The sequence below is a fragment of the Amycolatopsis thermalba genome (assembly GCF_003385215.1).
Classification (GTDB): domain Bacteria; phylum Actinomycetota; class Actinomycetes; order Mycobacteriales; family Pseudonocardiaceae; genus Amycolatopsis_E; species Amycolatopsis_E thermalba.
Window position 1 is genome coordinate 57,000 of sequence record NZ_PQHW01000016.1, and the last position, 20,402, is coordinate 77,401.

The 20,402-nt window shown below is 71.8% G+C and carries 18 protein-coding genes; 7 read left to right on the plus strand and 11 right to left on the minus strand.

Going from position 1 to position 20,402, the window contains the following annotated elements:
• Positions 1–61 precede the first annotated feature (61 nt).
• Entirely contained in the window at positions 62–988 is a 927-nt protein-coding gene (locus D0D15_RS09755) for a serine hydrolase (protein WP_244214943.1), read from the plus strand.
• A 54-nt stretch (positions 989–1,042) separates the two neighbouring features.
• On the plus strand, positions 1,043–2,092 hold the full coding sequence (locus tag D0D15_RS09760; RefSeq protein ID WP_094007517.1) for a DUF2293 domain-containing protein: 1,050 nt from the start codon (positions 1,043–1,045) through the stop codon (positions 2,090–2,092).
• A 185-nt stretch (positions 2,093–2,277) separates the two neighbouring features.
• On the opposite strand, the gene D0D15_RS09765 is transcribed toward D0D15_RS09760, so the two are convergent.
• Together D0D15_RS09765 and pdxR are read right to left on the minus strand one after the other, a co-directional pair.
• Positions 2,278–2,706 carry a CBS domain-containing protein gene (locus D0D15_RS09765; protein ID WP_094007516.1) on the minus strand — a complete coding sequence of 143 codons (429 nt, stop codon included), beginning with the start codon at positions 2,704–2,706 and terminating at the stop codon, positions 2,278–2,280.
• Positions 2,707–2,741: 35 nt separating this feature from the next.
• Positions 2,742–4,166: a MocR-like pyridoxine biosynthesis transcription factor PdxR gene (gene pdxR, locus D0D15_RS09770; protein WP_094007515.1), complete on the minus strand. Its 1,425-nt coding sequence runs from the start codon at positions 4,164–4,166 to the stop codon at positions 2,742–2,744.
• Positions 4,167–4,245: 79 nt separating this feature from the next.
• On the opposite strand from pdxR, the gene D0D15_RS09775 reads away from it, so the two are divergent.
• The gene (locus D0D15_RS09775; protein ID WP_094007514.1) at positions 4,246–4,806 is read left to right on the plus strand and encodes a TIGR03086 family metal-binding protein; all 561 of its coding nucleotides are present in this window, start codon (positions 4,246–4,248) and stop codon (positions 4,804–4,806) included.
• 29 nt (positions 4,807–4,835) lie between these two features.
• A complete protein-coding gene (locus D0D15_RS09780) occupies positions 4,836–6,845 on the plus strand; it encodes a prolyl oligopeptidase family serine peptidase (RefSeq protein ID WP_094007513.1) in 2,010 nt (669 codons plus the stop codon).
• Here the strand turns inward: D0D15_RS09780 and D0D15_RS09785 are convergent.
• Positions 6,794–8,101 carry an MFS transporter gene (locus D0D15_RS09785; protein WP_094007512.1) on the minus strand — a complete coding sequence of 436 codons (1,308 nt, stop codon included), beginning with the start codon at positions 8,099–8,101 and terminating at the stop codon, positions 6,794–6,796. The genes D0D15_RS09780 and D0D15_RS09785 overlap by 52 nt on opposite strands.
• 297 nt (positions 8,102–8,398) lie before the next feature.
• Here D0D15_RS09785 and D0D15_RS09790 point away from each other — a divergent pair, with 297 nt between their 5' ends.
• The gene (locus D0D15_RS09790; RefSeq protein ID WP_094007511.1) at positions 8,399–9,226 is read left to right on the plus strand and encodes a LysR family transcriptional regulator; all 828 of its coding nucleotides are present in this window, start codon (positions 8,399–8,401) and stop codon (positions 9,224–9,226) included.
• Here D0D15_RS09790 and D0D15_RS09795 read toward each other — a convergent pair.
• From D0D15_RS09795 to D0D15_RS09810, 4 genes are all read right to left on the minus strand, one after another.
• Positions 9,208–9,972 (minus strand): SDR family oxidoreductase, encoded by a 765-nt coding sequence (locus D0D15_RS09795; protein ID WP_094007510.1) that lies wholly within the window; start codon positions 9,970–9,972, stop codon positions 9,208–9,210. The genes D0D15_RS09790 and D0D15_RS09795 overlap by 19 nt on opposite strands.
• 77 nt (positions 9,973–10,049) lie before the next feature.
• Complete coding sequence (locus D0D15_RS09800) at positions 10,050–12,872, minus strand: vitamin B12-dependent ribonucleotide reductase (RefSeq protein ID WP_094007509.1); 2,823 nt, start codon at positions 12,870–12,872, stop codon at positions 10,050–10,052.
• Positions 12,873–12,901: 29 nt separating this feature from the next.
• Positions 12,902–13,384: a transcriptional regulator NrdR gene (gene nrdR / locus D0D15_RS09805; protein ID WP_027936105.1), complete on the minus strand. Its 483-nt coding sequence runs from the start codon at positions 13,382–13,384 to the stop codon at positions 12,902–12,904.
• Between the two features lie 261 nt (positions 13,385–13,645).
• Positions 13,646–14,110, minus strand: a complete 465-nt coding sequence (locus D0D15_RS09810; protein WP_115944378.1) for a LysM peptidoglycan-binding domain-containing protein — start codon at positions 14,108–14,110, stop codon at positions 13,646–13,648.
• 246 nt (positions 14,111–14,356) lie between these two features.
• On the opposite strand from D0D15_RS09810, the gene lexA reads away from it, so the two are divergent.
• Complete coding sequence (gene lexA, locus D0D15_RS09815) at positions 14,357–15,058, plus strand: transcriptional repressor LexA (RefSeq protein WP_094007507.1); 702 nt, start codon at positions 14,357–14,359, stop codon at positions 15,056–15,058.
• 195 nt (positions 15,059–15,253) lie between these two features.
• Here the strand turns inward: lexA and D0D15_RS09820 are convergent, their stop codons facing one another.
• From D0D15_RS09820 to D0D15_RS09830, 3 genes are read right to left on the minus strand one after another with little or no spacing between them, the layout of a single operon-like run.
• Positions 15,254–16,267: an SdiA-regulated/phytase-like domain-containing protein gene (locus tag D0D15_RS09820; RefSeq protein ID WP_094007506.1), complete on the minus strand. Its 1,014-nt coding sequence runs from the start codon at positions 16,265–16,267 to the stop codon at positions 15,254–15,256.
• A gap of 37 nt (positions 16,268–16,304) precedes the next feature.
• The gene (gene hflX, locus D0D15_RS09825; protein ID WP_094007505.1) at positions 16,305–17,735 is read right to left on the minus strand and encodes a GTPase HflX; all 1,431 of its coding nucleotides are present in this window, start codon (positions 17,733–17,735) and stop codon (positions 16,305–16,307) included.
• Positions 17,736–17,778: 43 nt separating this feature from the next.
• The gene (locus D0D15_RS09830; protein WP_094007572.1) at positions 17,779–18,234 is read right to left on the minus strand and encodes an ArsR/SmtB family transcription factor; all 456 of its coding nucleotides are present in this window, start codon (positions 18,232–18,234) and stop codon (positions 17,779–17,781) included.
• Positions 18,235–18,335: 101 nt separating this feature from the next.
• Between D0D15_RS09830 and D0D15_RS09835 the strand changes: the two genes are divergently transcribed.
• Positions 18,336–19,655 carry an MFS transporter gene (locus D0D15_RS09835; protein ID WP_094007504.1) on the plus strand — a complete coding sequence of 440 codons (1,320 nt, stop codon included), beginning with the start codon at positions 18,336–18,338 and terminating at the stop codon, positions 19,653–19,655.
• Here the strand turns inward: D0D15_RS09835 and dapF are convergent.
• On the minus strand, positions 19,561–20,394 hold the full coding sequence (gene dapF, locus D0D15_RS09840; protein WP_094007503.1) for a diaminopimelate epimerase: 834 nt from the start codon (positions 20,392–20,394) through the stop codon (positions 19,561–19,563). The two genes, D0D15_RS09835 and dapF, sit on opposite strands and share 95 nt — an antisense overlap.
• Between the last annotated feature and the right edge of the window lie 8 nt (positions 20,395–20,402).

Below are 20,402 nucleotides of genomic sequence, written 5' to 3' on the forward strand. Positions count from 1 at the left end.
GTTTTACCGTACGGTTACCCGAGCGGGGCACGAATCCGCTTAGCTGGACGTTATGCCGGGCATGAAATGGCGTGTCGTGCTCGCCGGGGTCGGCGCGGGCGTGGCCACGGCCGTGGTCGTGACGTCGCTGACCGTCGGCAAGGCGGACACCGGCTCGGTGCCCGTCGCGGCGCCGAGCGCGCTGCCGTCGGCCGGCACCACAACGACACCGTCCAGCGCCCCGAGCAGCACAGCCCACTCGACGCTGAGCGAGGACGAGCGCGTGCGTCTCGCCGGCGCCGCGACCCGCGCGGTGACCGGCGAGGTGCCCGGGACCACCGTCGGCCTCGCCCTCTACGACACCGCCACCGGTGAACTGCTGGCATCCGCCAACGGGGACCGGCCGTTCTACGCGGCCTCGGTGGTCAAACTGCTGATGGCGCTCGACGTGCTGCACACCGGCGGGTGGCACGCCCCGAGCGACGCGCAGCGCGAGCGCATCGTCGAAATGCTGTCGCTCAGCCACGACGGTGAGGCGGACTCGTTGTGGAACTCCGGCGGGCGCGGGTCGATCATCACGCGGATGGCTGATTTGATGAACCTGCGAGGCACCCAGCCGCCGCGGGTTTCCGACCAGTGGGAGATGACCAGGACCACCCCGAACGACCTGGTGGCCATCTACCGGTACCTGACGAGCCAGGTCCCGCCCGAGGCCCGGCAGCCGATCCTCGACGGGCTGGCCGCGATCCGGACCCCGGCCGCGGACGGGTTCCCGCAGTACTTCGGCATCCCGGAGGACCTGTCCGGGCTGCCGCGCGCGGTGAAGCAGGGCTGGATGGAGATCAGCCGGGCCGTCGTGCTGAACACGACCGGGCTGGTCGGACAGCACTACCGCTACGTCGCGGTGCTGCTGACCGAACTGCCACTCGGGACGAGCTACGCCACGGGGCGCGCCGCGCTGACGGCCGGGATCAGCGCGTTGCGGCCGACCGTGGCCGGCCTGCCCTGACCCCTTCCGGGCGTCGCGGTTGCGAGCGGGGAGCATGGCTAGACTTCCGGGCCGATGGCCGGGAAACTGCACAACCGCGTCGCTTCGGTGGCCGGCGCCGCGCTCGCGCAGCGCAAGTACGTCGCTCCTGTCGACCTGTTCACCGCGCTCGGCTGGGTGCATCCGTCCCGCGTCGAAGAGTGGCGTCGTGGGCGGTTCAGTCCGCTCGCGAAGGAACTGCCCGTCGACAACGCGCGCATCGCCGAAGCCTTGCGGTGCCTCGATGTCTGGGCGCGGGAGAACGGGCTGACGCGGTCCGACAGCGCTTACGTCGCCGGCACCCGCGATCGCCGCGATCTGCGGTTCACCGACGACGACGGGCTCGACCGCCTGTGCCGCACGCACTGGCTCGCGCCGGGTCTGACGGAGAAGCAACGGGAACGCCTCACCGAGCGGCAGAACAAGGCGCCGGACCTGGCCGTGACCGTCGCCGGTACCTCGTGGACCTGCGCGGGGTGCGCCGGCCGGGGCGAGGCCGGTGAGCTGCACCTGCCCGAGGGCGAGGGCCACCTGTGCCTGGCGTGCGCCGACTTCGACCACCTGGTCTTCCTGCCCGCCGGCAACGCCGCGCTGTCCCGCCGCGCCAAGCAGGAAAGCACCCTCGCCGTGCTGGTCCTGCGGTTCAACCGGCGCCGCAAACGCCACGAGCGCCAGGGGATCCTCGTCGAAGAGGCCGCGCTGGAGCGGGCCGAACAGCAGTGCCTCGCCGACGAGGACGTCCGTGCCCGGCGGCGGGAACGGGACGCGCACCGCCGCGCCGCGCAGGACGTCGAGTTCCAGGCCGGCTTCGCCGACGCCATCCGGCGGCTGTACCCCGGCTGCCCGCCGGACCGGGCCCGGGCGATCGCCGAGCACGCCGGGACGCGGGGCAGCGGGCGCGTGGGGCGGTCGGCGGCGGGGCGGGCGCTGGACGAGGAAGCGGTGCGGCTCGCGGTGATCGCCTCGGTGCGGCACCTGGACACCGGCTACGACCGGATGCTCATGGACGGTGTGCCGCGCGCCGACGCCCGTGAGCGCATCCGGCCGGATCTCGACCGCGTGCTGGAGCGCTGGGCGCGGGCTTGAGCGCGGGGCGTCGGCCGCACGGCTGCGGAGGCGCGCTGGGTGCTCGACGCCGGTGGGTCTCGATCACGGGTGGCGCAACGTGCGTTGGGGCGGCACGGACACGTGCGGCGCGAGGGGGAGCGCACCGCGTGTGGAGGCGCCGGGAGTTGCGTCCCGCGCACCGGCCGTGGCGGGTGCGAGCGACCTCAGCCCTGCGCGATGTACGCCGCCAGCTGCTGCTGCGTCGCCTCCAGCTCTTCCATCCGGGTCTTCACCACGTCGCCGATGCTGACGATCCCGGCCAGCCGTCCGTCCTCGAGGACGGGGACGTGCCGCACCCGGCGCTGCGTCATCAGCACGCTCAGGTCGTCCACCGAATCGCGCGGGGTGCACGTCGCCACGACCCTCGTCATGATCTCCGACACCGGCCGCTCCAGCAGGGCCGGCCCGTGTTCGTGCAGCTGGCGCACCACGTCCCGCTCCGAGACGATGCCCTCGATGCCGCCCTCCCCGGCCACGACCATCGCACCCACGTTGTGCTCGGCCAGCCCGGCGAGCAGATCGGTGATGGACGCCTCGGGCCGCACCGTGGCCACCCAGTTCCCCTTGCTCCGCAGTACGTCGGCGATCCGCATCGGCAGCCTCCCAGCTGGACGTGACCCGGCTCACATCAGGTTAGAGCCCGGTCGCTGTCCGCGAAAGCCCGCAGCTCACGCAGTCCCGCTTCGATGTGGTCACGCGGGATCGCGCCGAACCCGAAGACGAGTCCGTCCAGGGCATCCCGCACCGCCGTGAAGTCACCCAGCGTGTAGATCCGCACCCCGGCCCGCCGCGCGGCTCGCACCATCGGACGTACCGGCGTCGCGCTGAAAGCACTCAGATGGAGTCCGGCCGACGACGGGATCAGCCGCAGCTCCGGGAACTCCCGCGCGACGACCCGGGACACCAGCTCGCGCCGGGCGGCGTACTCGCGGCGGGTGCGCCGGACGTGCCGCGCGAACTCGCCGCTGTCCATGAACTCCGCCAGCGCCGCCTGCGTGACGCTCGCCGAATGCCAGTCGGTCAGGTACTTCGCCTTCGCCAGGGCCGGCCGCAGCCCCGGTGGCGCGACCAGGAACCCGAGCCGCAACCCGGGCAGCAGCACCTTGGAAAACGATCCGATGTAGAGCACGCGCCCACTGGAATCGATGCTGCGCAACGGTTCCAGCGGACGGCCGGTGTAGCGGAACTCGGTGTCGTAGTCGTCCTCCAGGATCGCCGCGTCGTGACGACGCGCCCAGTCGATCAGGGCCACGCGCCGCGCCATCGACATCGGCACCCCGAGCGGGAACTGGTGCGACGGCGTCACGTACACCAGACGGCAGTCGTCCGGGATGGCGTCGACCACGATGCCCTCGTCGTCCACCGGCACCCCGACCGGGCGCGCCCCCAGCGTGGCGAACAGCTGACGCGGCGGCGGGTAGCCCGGGTCCTCGACCGCGACCCGGGCGCCCGGCTCGATCAGCACCCGGGCGGCGAGGTCCACCGCCTGCTGCGATCCGTTGGTGACCAGCACGTCGTCCGCGGTGGCCCGGACCGCCCGGGACACCCCGATGTGCCGCGCGATCGCCTCCCGCAGGCCGGGGTGCCCCTGCGGATCACCGTACGTGAGCAGGTCGTGCCGGGACCGGCGCAGCTGCTGGCTCACCAGGCGGCGCCAGGTGTCGAACGGGAACAGCGACACGTCCGGCGCGCCCGAGCGGAAGTCGAACCGCGGCCGCTCGCGGAACCGGTCCGGCGGGCGGGGCACGTCGTCCCACACCGCGGTCGCGGTCAGCGACTCCGGGCCGCCCCGCGGCGGGTGGCCGTCCCGCCGGGCGCCCGCGCCGACGAACGTGCCCGCGCCGACCCGCGATTCCACGAAACCCTCGGCGACCAGGCGGTCGTAGGCCGCGCTGACCGTGTTGCGCGACACCGCCAGCCGCTGCGCCAGCTCGCGTGTGGGCGGCAGCGCGTCCCCGTCGCGCAGGCGCCCGTCGAGGATCGCCTCGCGGATCTGCCGGTAGATGGCATCCCGCCGGCCGCGGCCGGCCCCCAGCTCGATCTGGATGTCCATCTCCCGAGCCTAATTGGCCCACCTCACTACGCCCAGTTTTGGCCCTCCAGCAGGGCCGCTTGCGGCATACGGTGACCACATGGACATCCGAGACCTCGACCGGCGGGTCCTCACCACCGTCGACAAGATCGTTTCCGGCGTCACCGACCTCGGACTGCGCACGCCGTGCACGGGGTGGACGCTCGGCGACCTGCTCATCCACCAGGTCAGTGAGAACCACGCCTTCGCCGTGGCCCTGCGTGACGGCGCGGCGCCGGATTGGTCGAGCGGCACCCTCGGCGACGACCCGTACCGCGCCTACGCCGACTCCGTCGACGCCTTCCTCGCCGCCTCCGCCGACGACACCGTGCTGGACCGTCCGGTGACCATCCGCGAATTCGGCACCTTCCCCGGTCCGGTCGCGCTCACCATGCACCTGGTCGACTCGGTCGCCCACGGCTGGGACCTCGCCCGCACCCTCGACCCGCCCTACGACCCGGACCCCGAAGCCGTGCACGTCGCGCTGCTGTTCGGCGAGCGGATGCGCGCCCGGCCCCGTCCCGGCGACGACGCCTTCGCCCCCGCCGTCGAGATCGCCGCGGGCGCCGCGGAGCTGGACCGGTTCCTCGCGCTGACCGGCCGGGACCCCGCCTGGCGTTGAAAACCATCCCCACCTGGCAGGATGGGGACATGGCCGACGAAGACCCGTACCTGTGGCTCGAGGACGTGACCGGCGAGCGGGCGCTCGACTGGGTTCGGCAGCGCAACGCCGAATCGGTCGCCGAGCTCACCGGGAGCACGCGGTTCGAGCAGCTGCGCGACGAAGCCCGCGAGGTGCTCGACGCCGACGACCGGATCCCCTACATCCGCCGCCGCGGCGAGTACTTCTACAACTTCTGGCAGGACGCCGCGCACCCGCGCGGGTTGTGGCGGCGCACCACGCTCGCCTCCTACCGCACCGAGCGGCCCGAGTGGGAGGTCCTGCTCGACGTCGACGCGCTCGCCGCGGCCGAGGGCGAGAACTGGGTCTGGCAGGGCGCGGCGGTGCTGCGTCCGTCGTACCGGCGCGGGCTGGCGGAGCTGTCCCGCGGCGGCGCGGACGCGGCCGTCGTGCGCGAGTTCGACCTCGAGGCGCGGGAGTTCGTCACGGACGGGTTCGAGCTGCCGGAGGCCAAGAGCCGGGTCGGCTGGATCGACGAGGACCGCATCTACGTCGGCACCGACTTCGGCCCCGGGTCGATGACCACGTCCGGCTATCCGCGGATCATCAAGGAGTGGCGCCGCGGCACGCCGCTCGCCGACGCCGTCACGGTCTTCGAAGGCAAGCCCGACGACGTCGCGGTGTTCGCCTACCACGACCCGACGCCGGGCTTCGAGCGCGATTTCGTCGGCCGCTCCCTGGATTTCTACCGCACGGAGAAGTTCCTGCGCACCGCGGACGGCCTGGTCAAGCTCGACGTGCCCGAGGACGCGCAGACCACCACGCGCAAGGAGTGGCTGCTGATCCGCACCCGCAGCGCGTGGAGCGTCGGCGGACGGGAGTACGCGCCCGGCACGCTGCTCGCCGCGCGGTTCGACGACTACCTGGCCGGCGATCGCGGCCTCACCGTCCTGTTCGAGCCGGACGGCCGCACCTCGCTGGAGGCGTGGGACTGGACCCGGAACCACCTGCTGCTGACCACCCTGGCCGACGTGCACACCGAGCTGCACGTCCTCACGCCCGGCGCGGACGGCTGGCGCCGGGAACCGCTGGCCGGGGCGCCCGAGCTGGGCACCGCGGAGATCATCGACACCGATCCCGACCACAGCGACGAGTACCTGCTCAACACCAGCGGCTTCACGCAGCCCTCGACGCTCTCGTACGGGCACGTCGGCGGCGGCACCGAGGTGCTCAAGCAGGCCCCGGCCCGGTTCGACGCCACGGACATCACCGTCGAGCAGCACTTCGCCACCTCGAACGACGGCACGCGGATCCCGTACTTCGTGGTGCGGCCCCGCAACGGGGACGGGCCGACGATGCTCACCGGCTACGGCGGGTTCGAGGTGTCCCGCCTGCCCGCCTACAGCGGCGTGATCGGCCGGGGCTGGCTCGCGCGCGGCGGCACGTACGTGCTCGCGAACATCCGCGGCGGTGGCGAGTACGGGCCCGGCTGGCACACCGGCGCGATCAAGGAAAACCGGTACCTGGTCTACGAGGACTTCGCCGCGGTCGCCGCGGACCTCGTCGAACGCGGCATCACCACGCCGCAGCGGCTGGGCATCCAGGGCGGCAGCAACGGCGGCCTGCTGATGGGCGTCATGCTCACCCGCTACCCCGAGCTGTTCGGCGCGATCGTCAGCCAGGTGCCGCTGCTCGACATGAAGCGCTACCACCTGCTGCTCGCCGGGGCGTCCTGGATGGCCGAGTACGGCGACCCGGACGACCCGGCCGAGTGGGAGTACCTCGGGAAGTACTCGCCGTACCAGAACGTCCACCAGGGACGGACCTACCCGCCCACGCTGTTCATGACGTCCACCCGCGACGATCGCGTGCACCCGGCGCACGCGCGCAAGATGATGGCGCGCATGCTCGAACAGGGGCACGACGTGCGGTACTACGAGAACATCGAGGGCGGGCACGGCGCCGCGGCCGACAACGAGCAGCTGGCTTACAAGTGGGCCCTGCTGTTCGAGTTCCTCTGGCAGAAGCTCAGCAGCTGACCGCTCGCCGCCACCGCCGCGGCGAGCACGAACGCCCAGCCGAACGAGCCGGTGGCCACCACCGCGCCCATCGCCGCGACGCCGACGGTCGCCCCGACCTGGCGGACGGCGTTGAGCAGGCCACCGGCCGTTCCGGCGTAGCCCTCGGGGGCGGCGGTCACCACGCCGGTGACGAGCGCGGGCAGCGCGAGGGAGACGCCGAACCCGAGCAGCAGGAGGCCGCACGCCAGCAGCGGGTAGGGCGCGTGGACGCTGGCGGCCAGGACGGCGGCACCGGCGGTCAGCAGCGTCAGCCCGGCGACGACCGGCAGGCGCGGGCCGCGGGCGGCGACGATCCGGCTGGTCAGCAGCGGGTTGAACGCGGTGGGCAGCGTGAGCGGCAGGAACGCCAAGCCGGTTTCGACCGGGGTGAGGTGACGCTCGTCCTGCAGCAGCAGGGTCACCGCGAACAACGCGCCGGAGAGCACGAAGTTGACCGCCGCGCCGGCGAACAGGTTCACGGCGACGCCCCGGGTGCGCACCAGGACCGGCGGCACGGACGGGTTCGCGGCGCGGCGTTCCCGGTGCACGAACAGGGCCAGGACCAGCAGGGCGAGGACGGCCGCGACGGGCTGGGCGTCGACGATGGCCTCGGTCAGCAGGCCGAGGAACACGCACGCGGCGAGCTGGGACTTGACGTCGAACCGGCGCCCGGGCGGTGCCGTCTCGCGGCCGCGGGTGAGAGCCAGCCCGAGGGCCGCGAGTGGCACGTTGACGAGGAACACCGCGCGCCAGCCGGCGAGGTCGACCAGTACCCCACCGGCGATCGGCCCGGCGGCGAGCGCGACGCCGGTGATCGCGGCCCAGGCGCCGAGCGCCTTCGCGCGGGCGGCCGGGTCCGGGTGCAGGCGGCTGATCAGGGCGAGCGAGCTGGGCAGGCACGCCGCGCCCGCGACGCCGAGCAGGACGCGCAGCACGACGAGGAGGGTCAGGTTCGGCGCGGCGGCCGAGACCAGGGAGAGGACGCCGAAGCTCGCCACGCCCCAGCGGAACACGCGCAGCGGGCCGAACCGGTCCGCGAGCGCGCCGCCGCCGAGCAGGAACGCGGCGAACGAGACGGTGTAGCCGTTGACCACCCACTGCTGCCCGGCGACCGAGCCGCCGAGGTCGGCGCGGATGCCGGGCAGCGCGACGGTGAGCACGGTGGTGTCCAGCAGGACGAGGAAGTAGGCGAGGGAGACTCCGAGGAGGCTGCCCCGGGTGGAGGTTGTGGTCACGGCGGCGACTCTCCGGTTTTCGGGGCCGCTGCTCAACGGGCTGAGCCTGATGCGGCGTTCGGTTTTCCCGAATGCGGAGTGGTTAAGGTGATTTTCATGGGGGTGGGGGTCGGAGTCGCCTGCACGGCGGCACCCACTCTTGGGCGGCGCCGGGGCCGGAGTCCCGGGGCCAGCGGCACCACTCGCGGAGCTGCGGCGGTGCCGGCACCACATCGCGGTCCACTCGAAACCACCCGGAATCCGGTCGCCGACCTGCGCGTTCGCCTTTTCCGAATGCCTTCTCGGTAGAGTGATCGCATGGAGTTGCGGCAGTTGCGGGCCTTCGTCGCGGTCGCGGGGGCCGGTACGGTCACCGGGGCGGCCGGGCGGCTCGGGTTGTCGCCCGCGACCGTGTCCGAGCACGTCCGCTCGCTGGAGTCCTCGCTCGGCGTGGTGCTGTTCGATCGGAAACCGACCGGGATGGTGCTCGGCGAGCGGGGGCGCGTGCTGCTGCCCGAGGCGCGGCGCCTGCTGGACCAGGCCGAGTCGATCCGGCGCCTGGTGAGCGACGAGCGGACCCGGTTCACCATCGGCGCGCTCGAAACGCTCGTCGCCACGCGGCTGCCCGCGGTGGCCGCCCGGCTCGGGGACCGGCGGCCGGACGTCGATCTGGCGGTGCGGTCGTTGATGCGGCAGCCGTTGCTGCGCGCGGTGTCGGACGGGTCCCTCGACGCCGGGCTGCTGCTCGACACCGGAACGGCGTTGGGCACGCTGGGTTTCGACGGCGGCGATCTGTCCTTCGTGGACATCGACACGGTGCGGCTGTTCCTGGTGGCCCGGCCGGGGTACGACGGTGACGCCCTGCTGGTCACCCCGAGCGGCTGTTCGTTCCGGATGGCCGCCGACCGGCTCCTGGGCACCGGCGGGAAACGGCTGGAGTTCGACAGCGTCTCGACGATCCGCGCGTGGGTGGCGCAGGGCCTCGGAACCGCCCTGCTGCCCGACTTCGCGGTCGGCGGTGACCTCGCGGACGGCACGCTCGTCGCGCTGCCGCTCGACGACCCGGCCGAGCTGGCGTTGCGCGTGGTGTGGCGCACCGATCGCGAGGACGGCCTGCGCGAGGTCCTCTACGCGATGGCGGCCTGAACGGCCAGGAACTCCTCGAACGTGACGCGGCCCGTCGCGTTCGGGGTCAGGTGGTGGCCCGCCCGGTAGGCGCGGCCGGTGGCGCCGGGGAACGGCACCGGCACCAGCGCACGGCGTCGTCCCTTGCCGCGCAACGAAGCCCGGGCCAGGTCGGCGAAGCCGCGAACCTCGGGGCCACCCAGGTCGGGTGCGCGACCGGCGGGCTCACCGAGGGCGAGGTCCGCCAGGCGCGCGGCGACCTCGCCGGCGTCGACGGGCTGGACGCGGAACCCGGCGGGGTACAGGACGACCGGCAGGAACCGCTGGACCTCCACGAGGCGGCACACCAGGTCGTGGAACTGCGTGGCACGCAGGATCGTCCACGGCAGACCGGACGCGACGACGGCCTCCTCCGCGGCGAGCTTGGCCCGGTAGTACGGGAGCGGGATCCGGTCGACACCGACGATCGAGATGAACACGACGTGCGGGGTGTCGTGGCGCCGGGCCGTGTCGAGGAGCGCTTTCGTGGTGGCGACGTCCTTGCCGCCGAGGGTCGTGGCGCAATGCACGATCACATCCGCGCCACGCACCGCCGCGTCGATGCCGTCGTGGCTGCGGAGGTCGCCGGTGCGCCAGGCGTAGGGCGTGGCCGCGGGCGCCGCACGACGGCTCAGCACGCGCACTTCCCGTCCCGGCGCGAGAAGCCGCCGGGCCACCTGCCGGCCGAGCACACCGGTCCCACCGGTGACGAGGATCGTTTCGCTCATCCCGACAAGACTCGGTAGCCGGCCGGAACGTGACAAGGGGCCGGGCGCGCAAGCACCCGGCCCCTCACCTCACGCGATCAGCTGCAGCCGGACGTGGCGCCGCAGCCCTCGCAGGCGTAGCAGGAGCCCGCGGGGCGCATCTTGGTGCCGCAGGTCATGCACAGCGGCGCGTCGGCCGCCTTGCCGAGGTGCAGCTCCATCAGCTCGGCCGTGCTGTGCGCCGGGTGGGGCTGCTCGGCCGGCTCGGCCTTCGCCGGGCTCGAGTCGACCGTGCTGCGCAGCGCCTCCAGGTCGACCTGCTCGGCCGGCTGCGCGCCGTAGCCCGTCTCCACCTGGGCGGCGCGCTCGGCCGCCGTGAAGATGCCCAGCTCGGCCCGCTTCTCGTACGGCAGGTAGTCCAGCGCGAGACGGCGGAACAGGTAGTCCAGCACGCTGGTGGCGATCCGGATGTCCGGGTCGTCGGTCATGCCGGCCGGCTCGAAGCGCAGGTTCGAGAACTTCGAGACGTAGAACTCCAGCGGGATGCCGTACTGCAGGCCCACCGAGATCGACATCGAGAAGGCGTCCATGACACCCGCCAGCGTCGAACCCTGCTTGCCCAGCTTCACGAAGATCTCGCCCAGCCCGTCGTCCGGGTAGGAACCCGCGTGCAGGTAGCCCTCGGCGCCGCCGACCGTGAACGACAGGGTCTGGCTCGGGCGCTTCTTCGGCAGCCGCTTGCGGATCGGCTTGTACTCGACGACCTTCTCCGGCGCTGAAGCTTCGGCCACCTCGGCCTTCTTCTTCGCGCTGGACAGCGGCTGCCCGACCTTGCAGTTGTCGCGGTAGATCGCCAGCGCCTTGAGGCCCAGCTTCCAGCCCTGGAAGTAGATCTCCTCGATGTCCTCGACCGTCGCCGTCTCCGGCATGTTCACGGTCTTGGAGATCGCGCCGGACAGGAACGGCTGCACGGCGGCCATCATCCGCACGTGGCCCATCGGCGCGATGGACCGCTCACCGATGGCGCAGTCGTACACCTCGTAGTGCTCCGGGCGCAGGCCCGGCGCGTCGACCACGTGACCGTGCTCGGCGATGTACTCGACGATCGCCTCGATCTGCTCGTCCTGGTAGCCCAGGGTCTTGAGCGACCGCGGGATGGTCTGGTTGACGATCTGCATGGACCCGCCGCCGACGAGCTTCTTGAACTTCACCAGCGAGAAGTCCGGCTCGATGCCGGTGGTGTCGCAGTCCATCATGAAGCCGATGGTGCCGGTCGGCGCGAGCACGCTGGCCTGCGCGTTGCGCCAGCCGTTCTTCGTGCCGATCTCGATGCCGTTGCGCCACTCCCGGGTGGCCAGGTCACGGATCGTGGCGTCGTTGGTGTGCATCGTGCGGATCGCGTCGTTGGCCGCCGCGTGCTTGCGCATGACGCGCTGGTGCGCCTCGGCGTTGCGGCTGTAGCCCTCGTACGCGCCGACCACGCCGGCCATCTCCGCCGAGCGGCGGTAGGAGGTGCCGGTCATCAGCGACGTGATGCTCGCGGCGAGCGCCCGGCCGCCGTCGGAGTCGTAGGCGTGCCCGGTGGCCATCAGCAGCGCGCCCAGGTTGGCGTAGCCGATGCCCAGCTGGCGGAACTTGCGGGTGGTCTCGCCGATCGACTCGGTCGGGAAGTCCGCGAAGCAGATCGAGATGTCCATCGCGGTGATGACGAACTCGACCGCCTTGACGAACAGCTCACCGTCGAACATGCCGTCGTCCTTGAGGAACTTCAGCAGGTTCAGCGACGCCAGGTTGCAGCTGGAGTTGTCCAGGTGCATGTACTCGCTGCACGGGTTCGACGCGGTGATCCGGCCCGACTCGGGGCAGGTGTGCCAGTCGTTGATCGTGTCGTCGTACTGCAGCCCCGGGTCGGCGCACTCCCACGCGGCCTGGGCCATCGAGCGGAACAGCTTCTTCGCGCCGACGGTGTCGATGACCTCGCCGGTCAGGCGAGCCCGCAGGCCGAACTCGGCGTCCGACTCGACCGCGCGCATGAACTCGTCGCTGACGCGCACCGAGTTGTTGGCGTTCTGGTACTGCACCGAGGTGATGTCGGCGCCGGAGAGGTCCATGTCGAAGCCGGCGTCGCGCAGGACGCGGATCTTCTGCTCCTCGCGCGCCTTGGTCTGGATGAACTCCTCGATGTCCGGGTGGTCGACGTCGAGGACGACCATCTTCGCGGCGCGGCGGGTGGCACCGCCGGACTTGATGGTGCCCGCGGAGGCGTCCGCGCCACGCATGAACGACACCGGCCCGGAGGCCGTGCCGCCCGAGGACAGCAGCTCCTTGGAGGAGCGGATGCGGGAGAGGTTGATGCCCGCGCCGGACCCGCCGCGGAAGATCATCCCCTCTTCCTTGTACCAGTCGAGGATCGACTCCATGGTGTCGTCGACCGCGAGGATGAAGCAGGCCGAGACCTGCTGCTTGGAGGAGGTGCCGACGTTGAACCACACCGGGGAGTTGAAGCTGAACACCTGGTGCAGCAGCATCCAGGTCAGCTCGTGCTCGAAGATCTCCGCGTCGGTGGCCGTCGCGAAGTAGCCGTGCTCGGTGCCCGCCTTGACGTAGGCGTGCACGACGCGGTCGATGAGCTGCTTGAGGCTGCGCTCGCGCTGCGGGCTGCCGACCGCACCGCGGAAGTACTTGCTGGTGACGATGTTGGTCGCGTTCATCGACCAGAACTCGGGGAACTCGACGCCCCGCTGCTCGAAGTTGATCGACCCGTCACGCCAGTTGGTCATGACGACGTCACGCTGCTCCCAGGTGACCTCGTCGTACGGGTGCACGCCCTCGGTGGTGAACACCCGGCTGATCTTCAGCCCCCGCTTGCCCTTCTTGGCGGCCTTGCCGCCCGTCGTGCCGGCACCCACGGTCTCCGTCATGGATTCGTCCCTCCCGCCACGCGCCGGGCTCACGCCCCGGCCGCGCTTTCGTCGCCGTGCTTGTCTGCCATGGCCTTGCGCAGGTCCGCGATCTCCTTCTCGAAGTCCTCGACCGAGGAGAAGGAGCGGTAGACGCTGGCGAACCGGAGGTAGGCGACCTCGTCGAGTTCCCGCAGCGGCCCGAGGATGGCCAGGCCGACCTCGTGGCTCGGGATCTCGGCGACTCCGGCCGCGCGGATCGACTCCTCGACCCGCTGGGCGAGCTGCTGCAGCGCGTCGTCGTCGACCGGCCTGCCCTGGCAGGCGCGGCGCACGCCCCGGACCACCTTGTCCCTGCTGAACTGCTCGGTGACCCCGGAACGCTTGACGACCGCCAGCACCATCGTCTCGGACGTGGTGAACCGGCGACCGCAGGCCGAGCAGGACCGCCTGCGGCGGATGGCCTGCCCCTCGTCCACCTCCCGCGAGTCGACGACCCGGGAGTCGGCGTGACGGCAGAACGGGCACCGCATCTTCCGAACACCTTCCCCTCTCGTCCCGCGGGCGACATCCACCCCGGCCCGCGCCGCCACGCTACGACCCGGAACCTGGTGATCAACATGTGGATATCCGGTGGGCAGACACCCACCGCCTGTGGACAACTCGTCCTCAGTCTACCCCAACTTGTGGACCAACTACAGCCATGTAACTACTAGATATAGCGGTGGACCTTAGATCGCGCGCGGGCGGGGCGCAAGGCGACACGAGCGACCGATGAGGTATGGCGGCGCCCCTCACGGGCCGGTGATCACGGAGCCGGATTCGACCGGCACGGTGAGCAACAGACCGGGCACGACCGACTCCGCCGGCAGCTGGTTCAGCTCCTCGATGCGTTCGACCACGGCACCGGTGTCGCTCCCCGGCGCGTACTGCCGCGCCAGATCCCACAGCGTCTCCCCCGGCGCGACCGCGACCGTGGCCGTCCGCTCCGGGACGTCCGGCGCGAACGATCCGGCGAAAACACCCAACCCGGTGACGGCGAGCGCGATCGCGACCGCGACGGCGGCGAGCCACGGCCACCGCGGCGCGACCCGGCGCGGGCACGCGGCGACCGGACCCGGACGGCGCCCGGCGACCACCCTGGCCCGTGTCGGCGGGCGCCGCACCTCGGGGCGGCGCGGGCGCAGCGGCACGCGCACGTCCGTCGTGCCCTCCGGCGCGCGCCGGACCAGCGACTCCTGGTGTGTCAGTACCGACATGGCGGAACCTCCTCGCAGACCCCGACCTCCGGCCAGGGGCGCCGTCGGTCGAACAACCGTTCTATCGAACCTCCGTGCGAATGTGTACCACCCGGGTACGACAAAATCGAGCGTGCCCCGGCGTGTCGTCGAACAGTTGTTTGATGTTTGCTGTCGGGTGCACTACTGTGGGTGACCAGCAGAGGCGGACAGCGCCGGCCGCGCGGGTGCGCGTTCCCGGCCGCTCCAGAGCTGGGAGGCAGCACGGTGTCGCAAGAGACGGGCGAGACGATCCGCAGGCCGGGTGGCCGGTTCGGGGACGTGCATCCCCTCCCCGACCCGGAGGACGTCGAGGAGGGCCTCAGCCCTCGCCAGCAGCAGATCCTCGAGGTCATCAAGGCGTGGATCGAGCGGTTCGGCTACCCGCCCAGCGTCCGCGAGATCGGCGAGGCGGTCGGGCTGACGTCCACCTCGTCGGTGTCGCACCAGCTGCGCACGCTGCAGCGCAAGGGCTACCTGCGCCGGGACGCGAACCGCCCGCGCGCGGTGGGGGTGCTGACCGCCCAGGCCGAGGCCGAGACCACGCCGATGCCCAAGCCCGCGTACGTGCCGCTGGTCGGCCGCATCGCCGCCGGTGGCCCGGTGCTGGCCGAGCAGTCCATCGAGGACGTCTTCCCGCTGCCGAAGGACATCGTCGGCGAGGGCGAGGTCTTCCTGCTCAGCGTCACCGGTGACTCGATGGTCGACGCCGCCATCACCGACGGCGACTGGGTGGTCGTGCGCCAGCAGCCGACGGCCAACAACGGCGAGATCGTGGCGGCGATGATCGACGGCGAGGCCACGGTGAAGACGTTCAAGCAGAAGGACGGCCACGTCTGGCTGATGCCGCACAACGAGGCCTACGACCCGATCTCCGGCGACGAAGCCACCATTCTCGGCAAGGTCGTCGCGGTCATCCGCCGCCTCTGAAACGAGGTTGCACAGCAGCTCGCGTAGCGGCGCGGGTGGCGGAACCTCAGACGGCCTCCCGCTGTGGGATCGCCTCCTCATGAATGCCAATTCACCACGTCGGCGCTGCCCTCGCGAGAGGCCGCCTGAGAACCCGCGGCGGTGCGAGTTGCTTGCCGCCACAAGCGCCGATGATCGATCGGTCGTTCGAAACGATCAGCGGCCGGAGCGCTTCCGCAGCTTCGTCCAGGCGAACACCACGCCGCCCGCGATGACCACCGCCAGCAGCAGCCCGGGCACCGTGTCCACCCCGCCCTCGCCGGACGGGCCGGCGGCCTCCCCGCCGGAGCCGGAGGACTGGCCGCCCTCGTCGGCCGGCTCGGCGTCCGCCACCAGGGCGGTGGCCCCGTGCACCACGCGGATCGGCCCGGTGCCCTCGGAGGCCGACACGAGCGTGCCGTCCGAGTCGAAGGCGATCGCCTCCCCCTGCTGCTCGTCCGGCAGCGGCACGCGCACCGGCTCGCGCCGCAGCGCGGCCGCGACGTCCCGGTCGGGAGCGGCGAACAGGTAGGCGTCGGTGTAGGTGCGCAGCGCGACGACCTTGCCGTCCGCGCTCACGGCTCCCCCGGTGACCAGCACGGACCCGAACCCGGCGACCGGCCCGCCCGGGGTGTCCGTGGACTTGATGGTGAGGGAGCCGACCCGCTCCAGCGGTGTCGGCCCCGGACTGGCCAGCTTCTGGGCCGGCCGGTAGATCCCCGCCTCGCCCAGCGGGTTCTTCGTGACCAGGTACGGCGTTCCCGACGCGTCGAGCAGCAGTGCCTCCGCGTCGTGCTGCCCGTCGGGATAGGTCAGGCGGTGGAGCGTCACCTTGCCCTGCGGCGTGACGGCCAGCAGGGCGACGGTGTCGCGTTGCTTGCGGTTGTCCCCGGTGTCGGCGAGCCAGAACGTGCCGTCCGCGGCCCGCGCGAGGTCCTCGACGTCGTACGGGTCGGTCGAACCGGAGATCACGCGCTGCACGGCGCAGTCCCGGCCCAGCACGAAGATCTGCACCTTCGTGCCGCCGTCGTTGATCGCGTACCACCGCGACCCGTCGCTCACCAGGCCGGACAGCTCACCGAGCCGCTTGTCGGACACCGAGCACACCGGCTCCGGGGCGGGTGCCTGCGCCGCGCTCGCCGGTCCGGCCAGCCCCAGCGCGAGCAGGACGGACAGGACCGGCACCAGCACAGCTCTACCGAGGCTCACCCGAGCCACGGTACCGATTTCAGGCGGGTGAGCCGTGGACCGCGTAGTCCTCCAGCGCGGACGCCACGTCCGGGCGAACGCGTGCGCTCAGCCGGGTGCCTTCCGGCAGGTGCTCCTCGGTGAGGACCTCCCCCTCGGAGTGCACCCGCGCCACCAGCTCACCCCGGGTGTAGGGCACCAGGGCGTCGACGACCACGTCGGGCCGCGGCAGCCGCTCGGCCAGGGTCTCGACCAGCTCGGCGACGCCCTCACCGGTCTTGGCCGACACCACGATCGCGCCCGGCAGCAGGTGCCGGAGGCGGACCAGCGCCAGCTCGTCGGCCGCGTCCGCCTTGTTGATCACGATCAGCTCCGGCGGCAGCGGGCTCTCGTGGCTCCGGGTGATCTCGGCGAGCACCTGGCGCACCGCGTTGACCTGCTCCTCCGGCGCCGGGTCGGACCCGTCCACCACGTGCAGCAGCAGATCGGCGTCGGCCGTCTCGTCCAGCGTCGAGCGGAACGCGTCGACCAGCTGGTGCGGCAGGTGCCGGACGAACCCGACGGTGTCGGTCAGCGTGAACGTGCGCCCGTCCGGGGTGGCCGCCCGCCGGGTGGTCGGGTCCAGGGTGGCGAACAGGGCGTTCTCCACCAGCACACCGGCCCCGGTGATGGCGTTGAGCAGGCTCGACTTGCCCGCGTTGGTGTAGCCGACGATCGCGACGCTGGGCACCTCGTTGGCGACGCGGCGGCCCCGCTTGGTCGCCCGGATGGTGTCCATCGCGGCGATCTCGCGGCGCAGCTTCGCCACGCGCTTGTTGATGCGCCTGCGGTCGGTCTCCAGCTTGGTTTCACCGGGACCACGCAGGCCGACGCCGCCGTTCGCGCCGCCGGCCCGGCCACCGGCCTGCCGGGACAGCGACTCACCCCAGCCCCGCAGCCGCGGGATGAGGTACTGCAGCTGGGCCAGCTCGACCTGCGCCTTGCCTTCGCGCGAGCGCGCGTGCTGGGCGAAGATGTCGAGGATCAGCGCGGTCCGGTCGATCACCTTGACCTTGAGCCGCTCCTCCAGCTGCCGCAGCTGGCCGGGCGAGAGCTCGCCGTCGCAGATGACCGTGTCGGCCCCGGTGGCGACGACGATGTCGAACAGCTCGCGCACCTTGCCCGAGCCGATGTAGGTGGCCGGGTCGGGCTTGGAGCGCCGCTGCACGAGACCTTCGAGCACCTCGGAACCGGCGGTCTCGGCCAGGCGTGCGAGTTCGGCGAGGGAGGCCTCGGACTGCTCCGCGGTGCCCTCGGTCCACACGCCGACCAGCACCACGCGTTCGAGGCGGAGTTTCCGGTACTCGACCTCGGTGATGTCCGACAGTTCGGTGGACAGGCCGGCGACGCGGCGCAGCGAGGCGCGGTCGGAGAGTTCCAGCTCACCCGTCGAGGGGTCTGCCACGAGGTCTGTGTAGGTCAGTTCTGTCATCGTCCTTCCATGGTCCCACGGTTCGCGGGATTGTCCGAATCCTTTAGCGGCTCGGGTACGTCGCGACGTAGACCGCGAACTGCTCGTCGCCCTCCGGCGTGGAGCGGTTCCGGAACTCGTCCAGCAGGTCCGCCAGCCGTCGCTCGAACTCGCGGCGCTCGTCCGGGGCCACCCGGATCACCAGGCGGGACTGGTCCAGCTCGCCCCGGTCCAGCTCGGCGACCTCGGCGAGGTAGGCCTCGAGCATGGCCTCGGCCAGCGCCTCGCTGTCCTTCCCGGACAGGTCCCAGGACTTCCCGGTGGACAGGTACGGGATCTCCTTCGCGCCGCGGTTGCCCCGGCGGACCGGTTGCGGAGCCAGGAATCCGGTGTCGACGAGCTTGCGCACGTGGTGCAGGGTGGTGGCCGGGTCGCGGCCGAGGCGCTGCGCGATTTCCTTGTTCGTCAACGCCTCCGCATAGGTCAACCGGATGATGCGCAGGCGTATTCCCGAGGCCAGGGCGGCTGCCTCGGCCTCGGTCGCGGGGCGGCGGTCTCGCACCGGGTAAGCGTAACGCGGAAGTGATTGACGGATTCCAATCACTACGTCACCCTATCGGGGTGCGCCGAAGAGACTCCCTGTGGTTCCACGCGGGCTTCCGCCTCCTGTGGGCCGGCGACACCGTCAGCCAGGCGGGCACGTTCGTCGGGATCACCGTGCTGCCCCTGCTGGCCGCGACCGTGCTGTCCGCGACCCCGGGCGAGATGGGCCTGCTCACCGCGGCCGAGAACGCCGCGTTCCTGCTGATCGGGCTGCCCGCCGGGGTGTGGGTGGACCGGATGAAACGGCGTCCGCTCATGCTGCGCGCCGCCTTCGCGCGCGCCGCGCTGCTGCTGACCATCCCGGTGGCGTGGTGGACCGGCTGGCTGACGCTGACCCAGCTGGTCGTGGTCGCGTTGCTGGTCAGCGTCGGGACGGTGTTCTTCGACGTCTCCTACCAGTCCTACCTGCCGTCGCTGATCGGGCGGCAGCACCTGGTGGAGGGCAACGCCAAGCTGCAGGCCAGCCAGTCGGTCGCACAGGTGGCCGGGCCCGGGCTGGGCGGCGGGCTGACCCAGCTGTTCGGGGCGGCCAACGCGGTGCTCGCGACCGGCGTGGGCTACCTCGCGTCCGGGCTGTTCCTGTTGCGGATCAAGACCCCCGAGCCGGAGCCCGAGCCGCACGACGGCACCCCGCTGCGCACGCAGATCGCCGAGGGCCTGCGGTTCGTGTTCGGCAACCCGGCGTTGCGGGCGATCACGCTGTGCACCTCGACCGGCAACTTCGCCGGGACGATCGTCCTCTCGATGCAGGTCCTGTTCCTCACCCGCGACCTCGGGCTGAGCCCGTCCGGCGTCGGTCTGGTGCTCGCCCTCGGCAGCGCCGGCGGCGTGCTCGGCGCCCTGACCGCCGGGTTCTGGACCCGCGTCATCGGGCAGGCCAGGGCGATCTGGCTGGTGCCGCTGACCACCTGGCCGCTCCAGCTGCTGCTGCCGCTGTCCCAGCCGGGCTGGTCGGTGGCGCTGGGCGTGGCGGGCCTGGTCGCCAGCGGCTACGGCATCGTCGTCTACAACGTGGCGCAGGTCAGCTACCGGCAGGCGATCTGCCCGGACCGGCTGCTGGGCCGGATGAACGCGACCGTGCGGTTCGTGGTGTGGGGCACGATGCCGCTGGGCGGGCTCGCGGGCGGCGGGCTGGGCGAACTGATCGGCGTCCGGCCCACGGTGTGGGCCGGGTGCTCGCTCATGGCCGTGACGATGCTGCCGGTGCTGTTGTCGCCGTTGCGGAAGATGCGCGACCTGCCGGTCAGCCCGCCTTCTCCCACCACCGCGGATCCAGCTCACCCCGCGCCACGAACTCCGCCGGGCCCGTCAGTGTCGACGCCCCCCGCTCCACACTGACCTCGACCCGGCCGCCGGGAATGTCCACTGCGGACTTCCCGGTGTCGGTGCCGGCCAGGTGCAGCGCGGCCGCGACGGCCGCCACGGTGCCGGTGCCGCACGCGCGGGTCTCGCCCACCCCGCGCTCGTACACCCGCATCTTCAGGCGCTGCTCGCCGAGCGGGTTGACGAACTCCAGGTTGACGCCGTCGGGGAAGAAGTCGCTGTCGTAGCGGGGCGGGCGGGACAGGTCCAGCTCGTCGATGTCCTCGTCCACAATGGACACCAGGTGCGGGTTGCCGACGTTCACGGCGACGCCGGAGAAGTTGTGCCCGTCGACGATGGCGACCGACGCGCCGGTGATCGTGGCCGGGCCCATCTGCACGGTCACCGAAAGATCGGGGTGCACCACCACCGGCCGGTCGCCGGCCCGGGTGCCGATGACGAACTCGCGGCCGGGCACCAGGCCCGCTTCGACGAGGTAGCGCGCGAAGACCCGCGTCCCGTTGCCGCACATCTCGGCGATCGACCCGTCGGCGTTGCGGTAGTCCATGAACCACTCCCCCGCCGAATCGGACGCGGCGGGGATGTCCACGGCTTCCCTGCGGACGACCCGGAGGACGCCGTCGGCACCGAGCCCGCGCTGCCGGTCGCACAGCGCGGCGACCCGGCTCGCCGTCAGGTCCAGCCGGGCGTCGGGGTCGGGAAGCACCACGAAGTCGTTCTGGGTGCCATGCCCCTTGAGGAACTCGATAACCACACGATCAG